This window comes from Sinosporangium album, assembly GCF_900100605.1.
Classification (GTDB): Bacteria; Actinomycetota; Actinomycetes; order Streptosporangiales; family Streptosporangiaceae; genus Sinosporangium; species Sinosporangium album.
This window is the reverse complement of record NZ_FNCN01000032.1, coordinates 16506-32325: the sequence shown is the minus strand read 5'-3', so window position 1 is coordinate 32325 and position 15820 is coordinate 16506. Positions and strand designations below refer to the sequence as shown.

Annotated in this window: 14 protein-coding genes; 8 read left to right on the top strand and 6 right to left on the bottom strand. The window is 70.3% G+C overall.

Translation table 11 applies throughout. The features are described from left to right. Positions 1-176: 176 nt before the first annotated feature. A complete protein-coding gene (locus tag BLQ73_RS24875) occupies positions 177-776 on the bottom strand; it encodes a hypothetical protein (protein ID WP_143020426.1) in 600 nt (199 codons plus the stop codon). 422 nt (positions 777-1198) lie between these two features. Here BLQ73_RS24875 and BLQ73_RS31705 point away from each other — a divergent pair, with 422 nt between their 5' ends. Continuing rightward, the gene (locus BLQ73_RS31705; protein ID WP_143020425.1) at positions 1199-1891 is read left to right on the top strand and encodes a hypothetical protein; all 693 of its coding nucleotides are present in this window, start codon (positions 1199-1201) and stop codon (positions 1889-1891) included. Between the two features lie 250 nt (positions 1892-2141). Next, positions 2142-2474 (top strand): hypothetical protein, encoded by a 333-nt coding sequence (locus BLQ73_RS24865; RefSeq protein ID WP_093173937.1) that lies wholly within the window; start codon positions 2142-2144, stop codon positions 2472-2474. 82 nt (positions 2475-2556) lie between these two features. Here the strand turns inward: BLQ73_RS24865 and BLQ73_RS24860 are convergent, their stop codons facing one another. Continuing rightward, complete coding sequence (locus BLQ73_RS24860) at positions 2557-3630, bottom strand: hypothetical protein (protein WP_093173935.1); 1074 nt, start codon at positions 3628-3630, stop codon at positions 2557-2559. A gap of 265 nt (positions 3631-3895) precedes the next feature. Here BLQ73_RS24860 and BLQ73_RS24855 point away from each other — a divergent pair, with 265 nt between their 5' ends. Together BLQ73_RS24855 and BLQ73_RS24850 are read left to right on the top strand one after the other, a co-directional pair. Beyond that, a complete protein-coding gene (locus BLQ73_RS24855) occupies positions 3896-4174 on the top strand; it encodes a hypothetical protein (protein WP_093173933.1) in 279 nt (92 codons plus the stop codon). A 755-nt stretch (positions 4175-4929) separates the two neighbouring features. Beyond that, the gene (locus BLQ73_RS24850; RefSeq protein WP_176955659.1) at positions 4930-6399 is read left to right on the top strand and encodes a winged helix-turn-helix domain-containing protein; all 1470 of its coding nucleotides are present in this window, start codon (positions 4930-4932) and stop codon (positions 6397-6399) included. Here the strand turns inward: BLQ73_RS24850 and BLQ73_RS24845 are convergent. The 3 genes from BLQ73_RS24845 to BLQ73_RS24835 are packed head-to-tail and all read right to left on the bottom strand — an operon-like array spanning position 6367 to position 9732. Beyond that, on the bottom strand, positions 6367-8433 hold the full coding sequence (locus tag BLQ73_RS24845) for an MFS transporter (protein ID WP_093173929.1): 2067 nt from the start codon (positions 8431-8433) through the stop codon (positions 6367-6369). The genes BLQ73_RS24850 and BLQ73_RS24845 overlap by 33 nt on opposite strands. An 11-nt stretch (positions 8434-8444) precedes the next feature. Further along, positions 8445-8963, bottom strand: coding sequence for a DMT family transporter (locus tag BLQ73_RS24840; protein WP_245691367.1), 519 nt, complete (start codon positions 8961-8963; stop codon positions 8445-8447). Continuing rightward, positions 8953-9732, bottom strand: a complete 780-nt coding sequence (locus tag BLQ73_RS24835; RefSeq protein WP_093173925.1) for a hypothetical protein — start codon at positions 9730-9732, stop codon at positions 8953-8955. Before BLQ73_RS24835 ends, BLQ73_RS24840 begins: the two co-directional genes overlap by 11 nt. Positions 9733-10484: 752 nt before the next feature. Here BLQ73_RS24835 and BLQ73_RS24830 point away from each other — a divergent pair. From BLQ73_RS24830 to BLQ73_RS24815, 4 genes are all read left to right on the top strand, one after another. Next, on the top strand, positions 10485-11741 hold the full coding sequence (locus BLQ73_RS24830; protein WP_093173923.1) for a hypothetical protein: 1257 nt from the start codon (positions 10485-10487) through the stop codon (positions 11739-11741). An 18-nt stretch (positions 11742-11759) separates the two neighbouring features. Further along, positions 11760-13370: a hypothetical protein gene (locus BLQ73_RS24825; protein WP_093173921.1), complete on the top strand. Its 1611-nt coding sequence runs from the start codon at positions 11760-11762 to the stop codon at positions 13368-13370. Positions 13371-13762: 392 nt separating this feature from the next. Continuing rightward, positions 13763-14056, top strand: coding sequence for a hypothetical protein (locus BLQ73_RS24820; protein WP_093173919.1), 294 nt, complete (start codon positions 13763-13765; stop codon positions 14054-14056). Between the two features lie 123 nt (positions 14057-14179). Beyond that, positions 14180-14584 carry an MmcQ/YjbR family DNA-binding protein gene (locus BLQ73_RS24815; RefSeq protein ID WP_093173917.1) on the top strand — a complete coding sequence of 135 codons (405 nt, stop codon included), beginning with the start codon at positions 14180-14182 and terminating at the stop codon, positions 14582-14584. Between the two features lie 9 nt (positions 14585-14593). Here BLQ73_RS24815 and kynU read toward each other — a convergent pair whose 3' ends face one another. Beyond that, on the bottom strand, positions 14594-15814 hold the full coding sequence (kynU, locus tag BLQ73_RS24810; RefSeq protein WP_093173915.1) for a kynureninase: 1221 nt from the start codon (positions 15812-15814) through the stop codon (positions 14594-14596). Positions 15815-15820: the final 6 nt, after the last annotated feature.

Below are 15820 nucleotides of genomic sequence, written 5' to 3'. Positions count from 1 at the left end.
AACGAGAGCCGAGAACACGGCACCCGCTCGGAGATCTCCGGGTCCGCAGCCGACGTGGTGCAAGCCAGAGACATCCACGGAGGAGTACATTTCCATTCCCCCTCCCCTAGCTTGGGGGTGGCCCCGACAGGGTGAGTGACGGGGCCGGATGGGTGACAGTGCCGCTGGACCCGGTGTCAGGAGGCGCCGGGGAGGGTGACGTTCTGCTCCTTGAACGGGAAGCCGGATTTACCGGCGTCGCCCTGGAGGCCGTCGATGGAGCTCTTGCTCGCGGCGAGATCCTCCGGTGTGGCGGTGCCACCTTTCAGTTTGTCGGTGAGGGCGGTGAACTTGCTGGTCACGCCTTCGACGGCCTTGCAGAGTGTCGGGTTGCTCGCGGCGAAGCCTTTGGCGACCCTCAGTTCGTGCAGCGCGAACAAGCCCGCCACCGCGGCCTTCAGGAAGGTGCGTTTGCGCTTTTCCGCTCCGGCCTGGAAGCCGCCGCTGCGCAGGGGCTTGTAGATGTAGCGGTGGAAGGCGCCGAGCGCGAGACCCGCGTGTACCGCGAAGCGGGTCTTGGCGAACGGCCGGGCGTTGCCTCCGGTGGGGCATGGGGAGTGGTATTCCCCGTCGCCGCCGCCCACCGTCGGCGTGGCGACGGCCGCCGGGTTGGCGGCGACCGCTCCTTCGGGTGTCAGAGTGGTGGGTTTGTTGCCGCCGCACCCGGCGAGCAGCGCCACTGTCAGTAGAGCCGCCGCCGCGTATGCGGCGGCGGGTCGAATGCTCCGTACAGCCACTTCTTCCCCCTGTGGTTCCTGTGGTTATCGCGGCGCGCCGGGTCTGCGGTCCCCGCTCATCCGCCTCCGGAACCGACAGTGGTCCTGGTGTGACACCGGCCGTGGGATGATCTTCGGATGTTTGCGCGCCAGGGCTGAGCGCCCGTCCAAAGGCGATCTTGCCGCCCTGGCATGAAGTAAGCGTGCTTTTGCCGTGTCCGGGCTGTCTCGGTGCCATGGCCAGCCGGACATTTTTCAGCCGAATGACCGACCTTGCGAGGCCGTGTGTGTGGCTCCACCAGAGTCGGCCAGCGGCGCCCGCGCAGCGAATGTCAGGAATTCTGCTGCAATTGGGACACATGATGCACATGTCGTGGTTACTTGGTTAATCTTGCGCGAAAATCGGATCGGTAGGCGCGTACGCACCCCCCGGAAGGACACGGATGGCCGAGGAGCACGCGGACCGGCCGAAGGTACGGCTGCGGCCGCCCTACGGCAGACCCAAGTCCTCCGACGGCGCCGAGGACGACATCTGGCGCGCCTGGGACACCTGGCAGGACGACGACGAGGAGCCGCCTCCCCCTCCGGGCGAGCGGCCGAAGCGCAAGCCGAAGCTGCTCCCGCTGGCGGCGGTGGCCGGCGTGGTGGCGGCCATCGCGTTCGGCGTGTGGCTGGGCTGGCCGGATCCGCAGGCGGACCCAGGACGGAAGCTGGCGGAGTCCCCGTCGTCGATGCCGGCGCCGAGCGTGGCGGCGGAGCCGACCGCGCCCACCCCGCTGATCGACACGCCGCCCCCGTTGCCGGAGGCCGCCGCCCCGCCCGTCCCGTCCCTGCCTCAGGAAACGCGTCCGGAGACACGCGGGCGGACACGCCCCGAGACACGCCCCTCCGCCCGGCCGGTTTCACGTCCGCCGGCGACACGCCCCACCGCGGCCCCCGCCCAGCCGCGTACGGCGCCGACGCCCACAAGGGCAACGTCCCCGCGTTCAACTTCCCCGCGCCCGACCTCGAAGCCCAAGCCGAGGACTACGCGGGTCCCGTACACGGGACCGACGGTGGCGCCTCCGCCGCCTCCGCCGTACGGGAACCCCGATCCGGGGATGGGCCCGACGGAGTTGCCGCCGCCCCCTTCCTGACCCCAGGCCCCCTCAAGCACTAACCCCCAGACCCAACCCCAAAGCCCGAAATATGAGCGTCTGTGTGACAACGGGCGAGCAATGCCCGAATCAGGCGGTAATGCCGGATCACGTTTGGATCACATCGCTTTGTCATATGGGCATGGGACTGCCGCACATACGGCCACAGTGTCTACGATCAGTCCGAGTACCTGACTCAGGCCTGTCAAATCCACGATGATTTGCCGTAGTCACGGTGAGGAGACGCACCATGACAGCCATAGAGCTGGAAGGGGCGGCCCGGGCGCTGCCCCGGGGCCGGCACGCGAGACCGGACCCCGATTTCCCGTTCCCCGATGATGTGCCGCCCGTCCTGGCGGCAAACGGGGCCCATGCCCTACCCCGCCACGCCACGCCGGACGACGTGGCGACGGTCCAGTTCCCCATCGTCGTCGAGCCGGGCCGGTTCCCGGCCGCCGAACCCTCCGGCCCCGGCGGGCATCCCCTGAACGACAGGCCGGACCTCGACGTCACCCTGGCGCTGCGCCGCCTCCGGGACGCGGCGCTGCAGGCGGTGGCCGACATCGATATCGCTCTGCGCTGACCCCGGATCCGGCTCCCCTCCCGTGCTCCCCTCCCGTGCCCCTTCCTCCCCATAGCCCGTGACGACTCCGGTGCGCGGGCGCCTATATGGACTGGAGGAAGGCCCGGTTGACCTCCGCGTCCAGGTGCAGCGACTCCGGCGAGCGCCCCAGGCCCCGGAGCAGGCAGCAGATGTAGTCGTGCAGCTCCGGGCTGAGCAGGCGGCGCGCGGGGATCGGCGTGATCAGATAGTGCGTGTACGCGGTGGCCAGAACGTAGCCGCGCGTCCCGAGCTCGGCGACGCTCCGCACGGTCGAGGAGAGCAGTTCGGCGGGCCAGTGGGCCTGGACGAAGGCCAGTAGTTCGCCGGCCAGCACAAGGCTGCCGGCGGCTCCAATCTTCTCGTGGTCGCCCAAGTGGCGGCACCGCGGGAGGGCGGTTCTCTCCAGCCGGGCGACCGGAGGCCGCCACAGGGCTTCCGCGGGGAGCGTGGCCGCGTCTCCCGGGTCGGCCGTGGATCGCAGAGCGACGACGATCGGAACAGAGTCCACGACATGCATGATCGTCATCTCAAGGGGATGGCCGAGCGTCAACCCCTGCACCGCGCGCGGCGCGCGTTCGAGCAGGCGCTCCGTGGCCGAGACGTAGGTCGCCACCGGCACGTCCCGGTGCTGTTCGAGGGGCCTGACCTGGGCTTCGGCCAGGTCACGCGGGAGCGCGGCGCGATATCGCGTGACTATGGAGGAGATGTCGAACAGCTCGCCGTAGGTCTGGGAACGCCCGGCGATGATGTGCAGGCGGTCGTTGCGCAGCCTCCCCTCCTCTACGTACTCCTCCCGTTCGAAGGTGTAGATGAGCCCCGCGGCGCCGGCGCGTTCGCACCAGGAGAGCGCGTCGGGCCCGTCGAGGCTGAAGGAGGCGTACGGCACCCAGCCCCGCAGAAGCGCCTGCGCCTTCCAGGCGTTGGCCCAGTGTGCGGCGTCGTCGCCGTACGGCGTCGCCCCGGGGGTCATGGCGAGCCGCTCGGCGAGGACGAGGTTCCAGGGGCTGAGCAGCGGGGGGTTGACCTCGGGAAGGGAAGGTTCGACTTCTTCCCACTGCCAAAGCAGGTGACCGTTCCAGCACGCGACGCCTTCGCGTATTCCAGGGGCGCCTCGGCGGTGGTACAGGCCGTGCATAACCACCCCGTCGAGCGACCAGTCGCCCGTGGGGAACGGGCGGTCGGGACGGGACGGTACGCGATCGTCAGACGTGCTTACCCAATCACCCACCATTGTCCTTTGCAGGTTGTGAGAGTGCTGTTTTCTCAGAGATATGGCCAGATAGATCACTTTGATCGGTCAGATCCGGGGCTGTCAACTACAGTGAACACCCCTGATCTCAGATATTTTCTCTCCCTCTCATGCAGGTGAGTTTTTGGATAGGACAAAAAGAAAAGGGATCATGGACGACTTTTCCGCAAAACTGCGTTACCTCTGGAGCACGACGCGCGCTCCGGACGGCGGCCCATGGTCGACGCGGAAGGTGGCCGCGGCCATGGCGGCGGCCTCGGGCGGCCAGGTCACCATCAGCCATACGCACGTGGCGAACCTGCTCAACGGGGCCGAGAACGATCCGCGGCTCAGCTTTGTGGCGATGCTGACCGTGGTCTTCGACGCGCCGGAGGACTACTTCGTGTGCGGCGCCATCGCGGAGATCGCCCGTGCCGGACCAGGCGAGTAGGGATTCCGCTGCATGCCCTGTGACCTGGGATTTTATGCCTTCAGGGGAGGTGCCGTGCCCGTCAGGGCCCTGCCGCGCCCCCGATCCCGCGCCACGCGGCGCCGGCCTTCCTCAGCCGCGACCCCCGCCATCGACCAAATAGCGAAAAATCCTCTTTAGCCTGATCCGATCCCCCACCGACACCCCCACCGACACCCCCACCCTCGCCCCCTCCCCAAACCACCCCGAATTACGCTCGACGCATCGACCGGACCGACCCCCGAGCGTACGCTCAAACCCACCCGGCGCATCGAATTCATAAACTTTCCATGTCATTTATCACACAAAAACCCGCCCGACATTTCCCCACGGCCCCCGCGCCACCCCAAGCCTCTGACCAGCGCATAATCCCGACAGCCCCGGAATGCCCACACCCCGGCCCACTCCAGCGGCCCGCCAGGAGCGCCCGAGCTGCAATCCAGCATCGCCCCAGTGGCAATCCAGCGGGCTTTCCCCCCGCCGGGACACCCCGGAGCAGCGGACCAGGCCGAAGCCCCGAGCAGGCCCCGCCCCCAACCTGCGGCGGGGAAATCAGGCCCCCTCCACCTCCCGTTTCCCAGCGCTCACTACTTTCACATTTTTGGACATCTACACAATTGCGCTCCCAGATCGTGATGTGCTACTTGATTGACAGTGCATCGTGACCCAATGCCAGGCATCCGCCTGACATGTGCCGACGCGGGGCGGCCGGCCCCGCGCTTCCGTGGGCCGGCGACATGGAGACGCTGAACCGAGAGGCGCTCAGTGACCGCCCGCACGTGCTGTCCGCGACGCAGATGAGCGAGATCAGCTCCGTGCTGACCGGCGACCCCCGCGAATACGGGATCGCCTGCGCGCTGTGGACGCTGGCCGTGGTGCGCGACCTGATCGCGGCGCGGTACGGCGTGCGCCTGGACCGCTACGGCATCCCCGGCCTCCTGCGCCTGCTCGGCCTGTGGCCCGCCAACCCGCGCCATTGGGGCGCCGGCATCGATCCCGAGGTGCTGGCCCAGTGGCGGCGCCACCGCTATTCGGAACTGCGGCGGCAGGCGCACGACGCCGGAGGGACGCTCTGGTTCGCGGACATCATCCCGCTCCCGAGCGGAGTCACCGTGGTCACGGCGAGCACACCGATGGGGCCATCGGTGTTCGCCGCCTACCGAGATACCCCCGTCACCGACGCGTTCCCGGACTTCTGCCGCCGCCTGGCCGACAGCGGATCTCCGTGGCTGATGATGACGCCGCATCCCGTACTGTCGGCTCGGCCGGTGGCACGGCTGCGGGCGGAGGGCACGGTGCGGATGCACATCGTGCCGCGAACCCTGGACGCCGCGGTGAGCGCGGCGGAGCGCTGGCGGGCCGCCAGGCGCACCGCACTGCGGACCAAGCACACCAGGGCCGACCTGCTGCGCGCACTGCACGCGGCGGGGGCCAGGGAGGTGACCACGCTGTGCCGGGCCGCGGGGCTCGCCAGGGTGACGGCCGACGAAGTGCTGCGCGGTGCCGTACTCCATCCCGAGACGCTGGACCCGTGGCGCACCCTGCTGGACGAGTTGACCGCGGTGACGAGGCGGCTGGACGAGGCGGCCGACGAGCGCGAACGCCTGGTGGCGGCGTGCTGGAAGGCCGGGGTGAGCAGCGTGGGCCTGCTCTCCCGCACCGGCGGGCTCCCGAGGGCGCGCGTCGAGCGGGTCGCCTCGGCGCTGCCCGAGGTGGCCGCTGAGCGCGAGCGCCTGCTCGCACGGCTCGCGCTCGCCGCGGAGCGCGGCGAGCAGCCGCGCGACGAGCTCGCGGTCGCCTGCTGGTCCGCCGGGGTCAGCACGAGCGTCGTCGTGCACACGGGCAGGCTCGGGAAGCCGCGCCTGGCGCGGGCCGTGAAGACGTACGGCGAGGGCGTGGCACGTGAGCGCGAGCGCCTGCTTGCGGCTCTGGGCGAGGCGGCGACAGCCGTACGGCAGAGCACGCTGGTCAGAGATCGCCTCCTGCGCCGCGCCCACGCGGTGCTGGCGCGGGTCGCGGCGCGGGCGGAAGCGTGTCAGCGGGCCGAGGAGCGGGCCAGGGAACGCCGCAACGAGCTGATCGCGCACTGCTGGCGGGCGGGCATCAGGACGATCTCGCTGATCGAGCGGCGCACGCACCTGCACCAGTCGGTGACCTACGGCGCGTTGAGGGCGTCAGGCATCGATCCTCCGATGCTGCGGCGCTGACGACGTCTCCCCCGACGCCCCCGACGCCCCCGGCGTCTCCCCCGGTGTCCCCCCTGACGACTCACCGCCCGCGCCGAAGGACGACGGCACGCGAAGCAGCGGGCCGGGGGCGCCGGCCGGCTTCTCCGGCAGGTCCACGATCTTGGGGATGGGCCCGGTCTCGATGCTGCGCCGTTCGCCTCGGCGTGGGAGGGCGGTCGCCGTCTCGGGCGAGGTGTCCTCGTGGAACACCTCCGCCTGGGCGGTGAGGCTCTCGTGGGCGAGCGCCTCGTGGACCAGGCGCGCCGCGAGCGGGTCGAGCCCCGGGTGGCATTCGCAGCCGAACCGCTCCCCCGCCTGGCCCTCGGGCGGCAGGAGCGCGTCGGCGACGGTCGCGACGTCCACGAGCGCGGCGCGCAGGCCGATGAGCACGCGCCTGGGGATGGCGACCATGTCGCTCTGCTCGTGCGCCTGCGGAGGAGGCACGGCCTGTCCGAGTGGTACGGCGACGCGGGCGGGCCGCGCGGAGCGCGGGTTGCGGGGAGCTCGGATGGAGAAGGGCTTGCGGGTGGGGCGGCCGGGCCGGAGCTCCCGGGACGGATGCCTGGCACGTCCGGAATGTCGCGCACGGCGGCCGACGCGGCCCGAGAGGGCGATGGCGATGAGGGCGAACGCTCCCCCGGAGAGGGAGAGGATCAGGCACGCGAGGAACACCGAGGTGTAGCCCGCCATCGGCCCGCTGAGGATCGGAGTCTCGACCAGGGCCGAGGCGACGGCGACCCCGACGATCCCGCCGAGCTGCTGGGCGGTCATGTGGGTGCCCACGGCCGAGGCGTACTGCGAGGGATACGCCCCCAGCGTGCCCACGGTGAAGGCCCCGATGGCGAGCGTCCCGAGCCCCACGCCGAGCACCTCCGCCGCCGCGAGCCACAGCGGCGACGGGCCGCTGCCGGTGAGCAGCGCGAGACACGCGCCGCCGACGAGGAACGCGCCGCCGTAGACGAGCCAGTGGGGGCCGACGCGCCTGCACATCCAGCCCGCCATCGGGCCGGCGATGACCAGCCCGGCGAAGACCGCGACCATGATGGGCCCCACCTGCGCCGCGGCGAAACCCCACTCACGCAGGTAGGCGGGCGCGACCATCAGCAGGGGGAAGGCCGTCATGCCGTAGAGCGCGGAGGCCGCCCACCCGAGGGCGAAACCCTCACGCCTCCAGAGCGACGTGTCCACCGTGGGCACGGGATGCCTGCGCGACCGCCGGACGGAGGCGGCCACGAGCAGCAGCCCGCCCACCAGCACACCGGCGAACAGCGGCGACCGCCACCCCCACACGGCGCCCCGGGAGACCGCGAGCGCCGCCGCCCCCGTGCCGACGGCGAGCAGGGACAGGCCGAGCGGGTCGGGCAGGCGGCCCCGGGACCCGCGCGACCTCGGCAGCCCCGTCGCCGCCAGCAGCAGCACCGTCCCGACCGCGACGCTCGGCATGAACAGCGCGCGCCAGCCGTACCCGTCGGCGAGCCACCACCCTCCCGCATGTAGGAGCAGCCCGCCGAGGCCGGACGCGCCGCTCCAGATCGCGACGGCCATGTGCCTGCGGGCGGTGGGCAGTTCGCAGAGCAGCAGCCCGAGCGAGGCGGGGATCATCGCGGCCGACCCGATGCCCTGGCCGGCGCGCGCGGCGAGAAGGAATATCCACGAGTCCGACACGGCGGCCGCGAAGGCGCTCACCGTGAACAGCCCGAGGCCGAGCCCCAGCAGCAGGCGGCGTCCGAGCAGGTCGGCCAGGCGCCCGGTGGCGGGGAGGAGCGCGGCGAACGGCACCAGGTAGGCGACGCCCATCCACGGTGCCTGGTCGGCGGGGACGCGGGCGCCGGCGAGTTCGGCCATGGCCGAAAGGCTCAGCACCGCGGCCGTCGAGTCGGCCGTGGCGAGCGCCATCGTGCCCGCGCACACCGCCACCACCAGGGCGATGCGCGATCGGGAGACCGCGCCGCGCCGCCGCGCCCTGGCCGCCTCGCCGGCGAGGACGGCGACCCCGGTTGTCGTGTGGCCCATGGGAACTCCTGTCAGCCGGAGGTCGGGACGCGGGGTACGGCGTCGGCCACGCTGTGCGGCCTTACCGCGCGGGAGGGCTCGGCGGCCCGCAGCTCGGTGATCGCCCCGGTGAGGTCGCCGAGCGCCCTGACCAGGGCGACCGCCGCGTCGGGCCGGGCCGTGACGACGGCTACGCGGCCGGTCGCGGTGTGCGGCGTCGGGGCGAGGTTCAGCATGGCCACGCCGGCGATGATGAGGACGATGGCGACGGTTTTGAGGACGCTCACCGACTCGTGGAAGAACATGGCCCCGATGACCGCGATGGCGGCCGTGCCGACACCCGACCAGATGGCGTAGGCGAGGCTGACCTCGAGCTGGAGTTTCAGCGCCCGGGCCAGGGCGACGTAGGAGGCGACGTATCCGAGCACCACCACGACCGTGTAGCCCCGGTGGGAGAGGCCGTCGCTGAGCTTCAGCGCCGAGGTGGCGATCACCTCGGTCACGATCGCCAGGGTGAGCAGGAGCCAGGCCATCAGGGTCTCACGACGCATGGCCGGATGCGCGGCCAGACGCGCGGCCAGACGCACGGCCAGACGCACGGCCGGACGCACGGCCAGATGCATGGCCGAGACTGGCGTGGCTGCGCGCGTTCTTGAGGCGTTCGACGAGCAGGCCGGCTTCGCGCAGTGCCGTACGGCGGGCCTCCTGCGGGGTGGAGCCGCCGCCGGGGGCGAGGCCGTACCAGAGGGTTTCCACGGTGTGTCCCGCGACCGCGAGGTGCTGGTCGCACAGGGCCATGACCTCGTTCTCCAGTTGGGCGGCCTGGGCGAGGAGCAGGGCGAGCACCGAGTCCCTGGCCACGCGGGTCAGGTCGCTGAGGTCGCCGATCCGGGCCGGCCAGCGCAGGTATTGCGTGGCGATGTGGGACAGGACCGACGGCTGGATGTCGGTGAGGGCCGAACCGGGGAACGCGTCGCGGTAGCCCTCGGTCACGGAGACGGCCACGGCGGCGGTGCGGAGGTGGGAGTCCTGCAGGCCGCCGATGGCGACGCGCAGGGTGTGCACGCGGTGGGCGAGGTTGGTGGCGCTCCACCCGAGGACCATGATCCCGACGCCGGGTTCGACCGCGGTCTCCCATCCCACCAGTCGGAGTTCGCGCAGCATCTGATGGTCGGCGATCCAGCGGTCGGAGGGTCTTTCCCATCCCTCCGTCCAGATCCGCACTCCACCCAGCGGCAACGGCGCGACACGCACCTCCGCCGCTGTGACCACTCTCGCGCAGATTCGTTCGACCACTTGAGGCAGGGTCTCCCCGGCCATAGGACCGCCTCCACTCCACCGATGAGACGAAAGGGAAAACCTGACCGAAGAGCAACCAGAGACCTTGACTGACTGGCTCACATTCTTGTCAAGTTCGTCAAGCGGAGTGTAGGCGGGGGAAAATGACAACGTCAGTAAGGAAAAATGACAAGACTTACATTGTGACCATTTCGTGACAATACGCGAGGCAGTCAGGGAAGATATGTCAGTTTATGGGAAGTTTTCCGTGGGCGCCGAAGGGCCAGTCGCCGCACACAAGGGCATGTCAGCGTCCGGCGGTCGGCCTTTCTCGACCGGCGCTCGAAAGCCTTGACAGCCGCCGGAGGACAGGCGGCGCGGCCCGACAGGGAGCCGTCGGCCAGGGTACGGCCGGCGCCCGCCATACCACAACCCCGAGATGCGGACAAGAGCCCGCCGGACCCCCATCGCCACACGTTCCATCACGGAACGGACACGATTCCCCGTCCGTCTCAGCAACCGCATGGATGCAGATAAATCGCCGTAGCTAGCCTACTGTCACGTTTACTCCTTGTTTTACAGGGATTGATGGGCATCCCCGATTGGCGGGCTAAGGAGAGGCGGGCATGTCTGACTCCTCGCGTGGGCGGCACCCTTATGGCCATAACCCGGATGAATGGGATTCGGTCACGTCAAAACCCGAGTTTCGGCACGAGAAAGAAGCCGACTTAGGGAGCGGGGACGACGAGTTCTGGAATGAGAACGAGCACGACCTCCCCCGTGAGCGTCGTCCCATGTCACTCGGCGCCGCCGCTGAAGAATCCGAACAACGCCGCGGCGACGAGTCCGCGCCCGAACCCGCGGAGCCCGGTTTCGGACCGGTGGAGACCATTTCCGGTCCGTCGTCCAATTCCAAGGTCTCCTCGCCCAAGGTCGGCGCGTCCGGGGACGGTCCGCCCAAGGTCGGCGCGGCGCGGGCGAACGCGTCGGGCTCCCCTGAGGAGCCGGGCCGGCCCGGCGGTCTCGGAGATGTCGGTCGTGTCGGTCGTGTCGGCCGTTCGCGGCAGAGCGGCGAGACGACCGCCCCGAGCGGTAAGGGCGGCGCGCCCCGCGCTCCCGAGAGCTGGCATGGAGACGACCTCAGCGACCTCGACGACGACGAGCCCCGCACCCGCCCCGCCATCCGCTTCGGCCGGGTCGCGGCCGTGGCGACCGCGGGCGTGCTCGTGATGCTGCTCCTCGGCGACCTGATCTTCGCCCGCTCGGCGCCACCCGTGGGCACCGCCAACATCAGCGCCCCGAAGACCATCATCCTGGAACCCCAGGACGACCCCGTACAGCTCCAGGCGCCACCCCCTCCGCCTCAGGGGGCCGATGTGGCCCCGCCGGCCCCCTCGCCCGCCGTCCAACTGCCGACCGGGGCCATCCCGGCTCCCGCCGTACCGCACGCGCGTGCGCCGCAGGCGGGGGTGCCGCAGGCAGGGGTTCCGACGCGCGCGGGCGGGCCCACAGCCGCCCCCTCCACCCGTGCGCGGGCCAACGCCAAGCCCACGGCCACGAAGACGCGCACGCCGAACCGCGTGTCGCCGACCACGCGCTCCCGGGGGGTGAACCCGCCTCCGCCGCCCGGCGACAACGCTCCCCGCCCGAAACGGACCCCCGTCGGCCCGACCACCGCCGCCACCTCCTCCAAGCCGGCCCCGCCGCCGCAACCTCCTCCGCCTCCGCCGGAGCTCGCAGCCTCGTCCTACTCGCTCCACATCGCGGACCGGAGCTCAGGCACGGTCCAGCTCACGGCACGCACGGGCAACATCACGTGGAGCGCCAGCGCGCCGAGTTCCCAGACCGTCGGTTACTCCCCGCACGCCGGCACGATCGCTCAGGGTTCGAGCACGACACTCACCCTGACGGCCCCCACCAGCGGCCATCCGCCCGGCTCCTGCGGCAAGGCGTTCAGCAACTCGGTGCGCATCACCTGGGGAGGCGACAACAAGGGCACCACCAAGAACGACAGCTTCTCCATCACCCTCGCCTATTTCCTCCAGTGCTAAGGAATCAAGGAGCTCGGCATGCGCCTGCACAAACGTGAATGGATTATCGCCATCGTGGCGATAATCCTGACCGGGCTCGTGTCCATCCCCACCGGGATGGCCGTGGCCGACCGCATCCCGGGAGGAGGGGCGACCGACCAGTGCGCCGACCTCTACGAGAAGGGAAGCGCGGAATACAACGGCTGCACCTTCTACATGGTGGAGCCGGACACGAACCTGGAGGTCGTCAGCGTCCTCGGCGACGGGAGCGAGCAGTCCACGCCCCAGGCCGAGATCCGGCCGCCCACGACCTTCTGCGTGAACCCCGACGGCACCTCTACGGCGAAGGCCGACGACAAGAGCTGCTCCCGCAAGATCACCTGCGTCTGGGACGGCCGGTCCGGGAAGTACCTCTGCCAGGATGAGCGGGGGCGCCAGGCCAACCCGCCGAGGAGCGTGTGCCGGCAGAACCCCGACTTCGCCTGCGACACCAAGGGCCTGAGCAGCCCGCTGCCCACCCGCGCGGCCGACGCCGCCCCGAGGGAGCGGGCCGAGCCGGAGCCGGTGACCGACCCTGCGCAGGAGCCCGCTCAGGACCCCGCTCAAAGCCCCGGCCAGGACTCTGCGCCGCCCACGGGGGAGCCCCTCGCGGCGACCGCCCCCTCCGAGGGCCCCACCGGCGCCCCGAGCGCGTCCCCCAGCGCGTCGGCGAGCCCGCGTCCCACCGCCTCCCCGAGTCCCTCCCCGAGCCGGGTGCCCCTGCCCGAACCGGGTGACGTCATCGGCGAGGCGCTCAAGGAGGCCGACGCCCTCGGCCTGCGCATCTGGCTGGAGACCGACCTGGTCGCCTCCTGGCAGGCCGGCCGCGCGCAGTTGAAGGCGGCGGCGGCCCGGCTGGCCAAGCACGCAGCCAGGCCCGGCGTGTTCGGCGTGAAGATCGCCTACGACCTCGGCATGCGCGGCGGCTTCACCAAGCCCTCCCAGGTGCGCAAATTCGTGGCCGACACCTCACTGGAGCTGCGCGCCGTCCTGCCCGCGGGGCAGCAGATCGCGGTCGACGTGGTGATCCCGGAGCTCGGCTGCGGCACCAACAAGCCCTGCATTCAGGCCATGCGCACCAAGTATCCGCTGCTCACCCTGGCCAACGTCGAGCAGTACGTGCTGACGGGCGCGGTGGACGCGGTGAACGTCTCCGGCGGCCTGTTCACCAGCCTCTACCAGCAGTGGAAGATCAGCGCCGACCGCGCCACCAAGGCCCACTGGATCGGTCTGCGTACCCGCAACTGGGCGACCCGCGTGCCGGGGCTGTACATCGGCGCCCGCGAGATCGGCCTGGCGCACGCCGGGAACACCTCCAAGGTCGGCCGCGACGCGGCCGAGGCCGCGGTCAAGGCCAAGGTGGACCTGCCGCTCCGCAACGGCGTGCAGCACGTCGTGCTGTGGACGTGGCGGCAGACCTGGGACGGCAACACCTGGCGTCTGATGAACGGCGGCATCGAGCGCAACGCCGTGTGGAACTCCCTGCGCGCCCGCAAGGCGCTGCGCGCCGTGGGCGTGTCGTTCAACCCGGGTGAGGTGGAGAACGGCATCGCCGACGACCTCAAGGCGATCGCCGACGTCGCCAGCCAGGTCTACATCTACACGCCCTAGTCGTTTCGGCTCTCCGCGGCCCTCCCCGGCACACTGCCGGGGAGGGCCGTCCGCGTTCAGGCCCCGGAGGTACGGCGGGTCGCCCACCTCGGGCCCCACCGCGGGCCCCACCTCGGGACCACTGCGGCACCCACTGCGGCACCCACTGCGGGATCTTGGGGCATTCATCACCCTGCTCCCGCTTCAGGGGGAAGGTGGGCTACCGGTGCAATCATCCCAGCGCGTTACCTATCGATACGGTAGGTATTATATGGCTCATTTTGAAAGTGGATCTTTCAATAAATATGAACAAATGTTGTCCCTGACTCATGCCGCCCGTAGCGTCCTGGCTATGACCGGCCTGTGAATCCTCTCCGCCCTCCCCTCAGGTCGGCATACACCGAGGTGACAGCATGAGTATTCGCCTGCGATCCGCCCAGCTCGAAGAGCTGCGTCGACAATGGCCGGAGTGGTTCATCTGGAATAGCGATGCCGGTAACTGGTATGCCACCCGCCGTGGTGCCGTGTCGGGAAGCCTGCCGTTCGACGGGTACGCCAACACCGTGGATGCCGATACGGCTGCGATCCTCATAGGAAAACTCCAGCGACAGGAGGAGTTGGCCGAGCGGCACAAGAACGCCGATTTCCCCGACGAGGAGTTTCACTTGCAGGGACTCGGCACGTTTGTCACGGAATCTCCCCGATAGCGAAGTTCGCGTTTCGGCGGCGGCCCGGCCGACCGAAACCACCGGACTGCGACCATCGGACGGAGACCGTCAAACCGGGACTGCGCGACCGGGACTGCGGGACCGGTCGGCCACAATGGCGGCATGGAGCACTGGCACGAGGTTCGCGACAGACTGCGGGAGTTCGCCCTCAGGCTGCCCGAAGCCTACGAGGAGCACCCCTGGGGCGAGACGGTCGTCAAGGTCAATAAGAAGATCTTCGTCTTCCTCGGCCCCGACGAGCCCGCCGACACATGGCGCCCGCAGTTCTCGGTGAAACTGCGCCAGTCGCACGGGCACGCGCTCTCCGTGCCCGGCGCCGTCCCGACGTCCCACAACCTCGGGCGGTCCGGATGGGTGACCGTCCCGCTCGCGGCGGCCGAGCATGCCGGGCACGGCGGGCATGCGGGGCACGGCGTCGACCTGCTGCTCGACTGGGTCGACGAGAGCTACCGCACGATCGCCCCCAAACGCCTGGTCGCGCTCCTCGACACCGACGGCCCCGCCTGACAGCCCCGCTCAGGTGACGGCCAGCCGCTCGGCGTATCTCTCGTCCCGCCAGAGCTCCTTGCCCAGCACCTCGGCCAGAGTGGCCGCCGCGTCGTAGACGTCCACGTAGCGCAGATAGAGCGGCGCGAAGCCGAACCTGAGGAGCTTCGGCGCGCGATAGTCCCCGTGCACTCCCCGGTCGATGAGGGCGCGCATCACCGGATAGCCGTTGTCGTGCAGGAAGCTCACCTGGCTGCCGCGCTCGCCGGAGGCGGCGGGGCTCGCGAGGGTGAGGTCCCGGCCGCAGGAGGATTCCACGAGGTCGATGAAGAGGCTGGTGAGGGCCACGCTCTTGGCCCGCACCTCGTGGAGGTCCACGCGTTCCCACATGTCGAGGGCCGCCGACAGGGCGATGCCGGACAGCACGTGGGGGGTGCTGACGGCGAAGCGGCGGATGCCGTCGGCCGGCCGGTAGGCGGTTTCGAAGGCGAAGGGGTCGGCGTGGCTGTACCACCCGGAGAGGATGTTCTCCGCGCTTTCGTGGTGGCGGGGAGCCGCGTAGAGGAAGGCGGGCGACCCGGGGCCGCCGTTGAGGAACTTGTAGGTGCATCCGAGCGCGAAGTCGGCTTCGCCCACCTCGATGGGGAAGGCTCCGACGCTGTGGCACAGGTCCCACACCATGAGGGCGCCGGCGGCGTGGACGCGCGCGGTCACGGCCGCCATGTCGCGGCGCGCTCCCGTACGGTAGTCAACCTGTGAGAGCAGGACCGCGGCGACGTCGTCGCCGAGTGCGCTGTCCAGGTCGCCGATGTCGCGGATCCGGTAGTCCCCGCCGAGCCCTTTGACCAGTCCTTCGACGATGTAGCGGTCCGTCGGGAAGTTGGCGAGGTCCGACAGGATGACGCGGCGTCCGGGCTGGAGCCGTACGGCTGCCGCCATAGCCTTGTAGATCGCGACGCTGGTCGAGTCGCCCACGATGACCTCGCCGGGTCCGGCGCCGATGAGGGGGGCGATCCGGTCGCCGAGGTCGGTGGGCTGGTTGTACCACCGGGCGCTGTTCCATCCGCCGACGAGGCGGTTGGCCCACTCGTCGTTGACGGCGGTCGCGACCCGCTGCGTCACGGCTTTGGGCATCGCGCCGAGGGAGTTGCCCACCAGGTAGATCACGCCGTCCGGGAGGGCGAACTCATCCCTGAAGTGCCTCAGGGGGTCGGCGGCGTCCAGGGCCTCGCATTCTTCGCGGGTCATCATCACTCT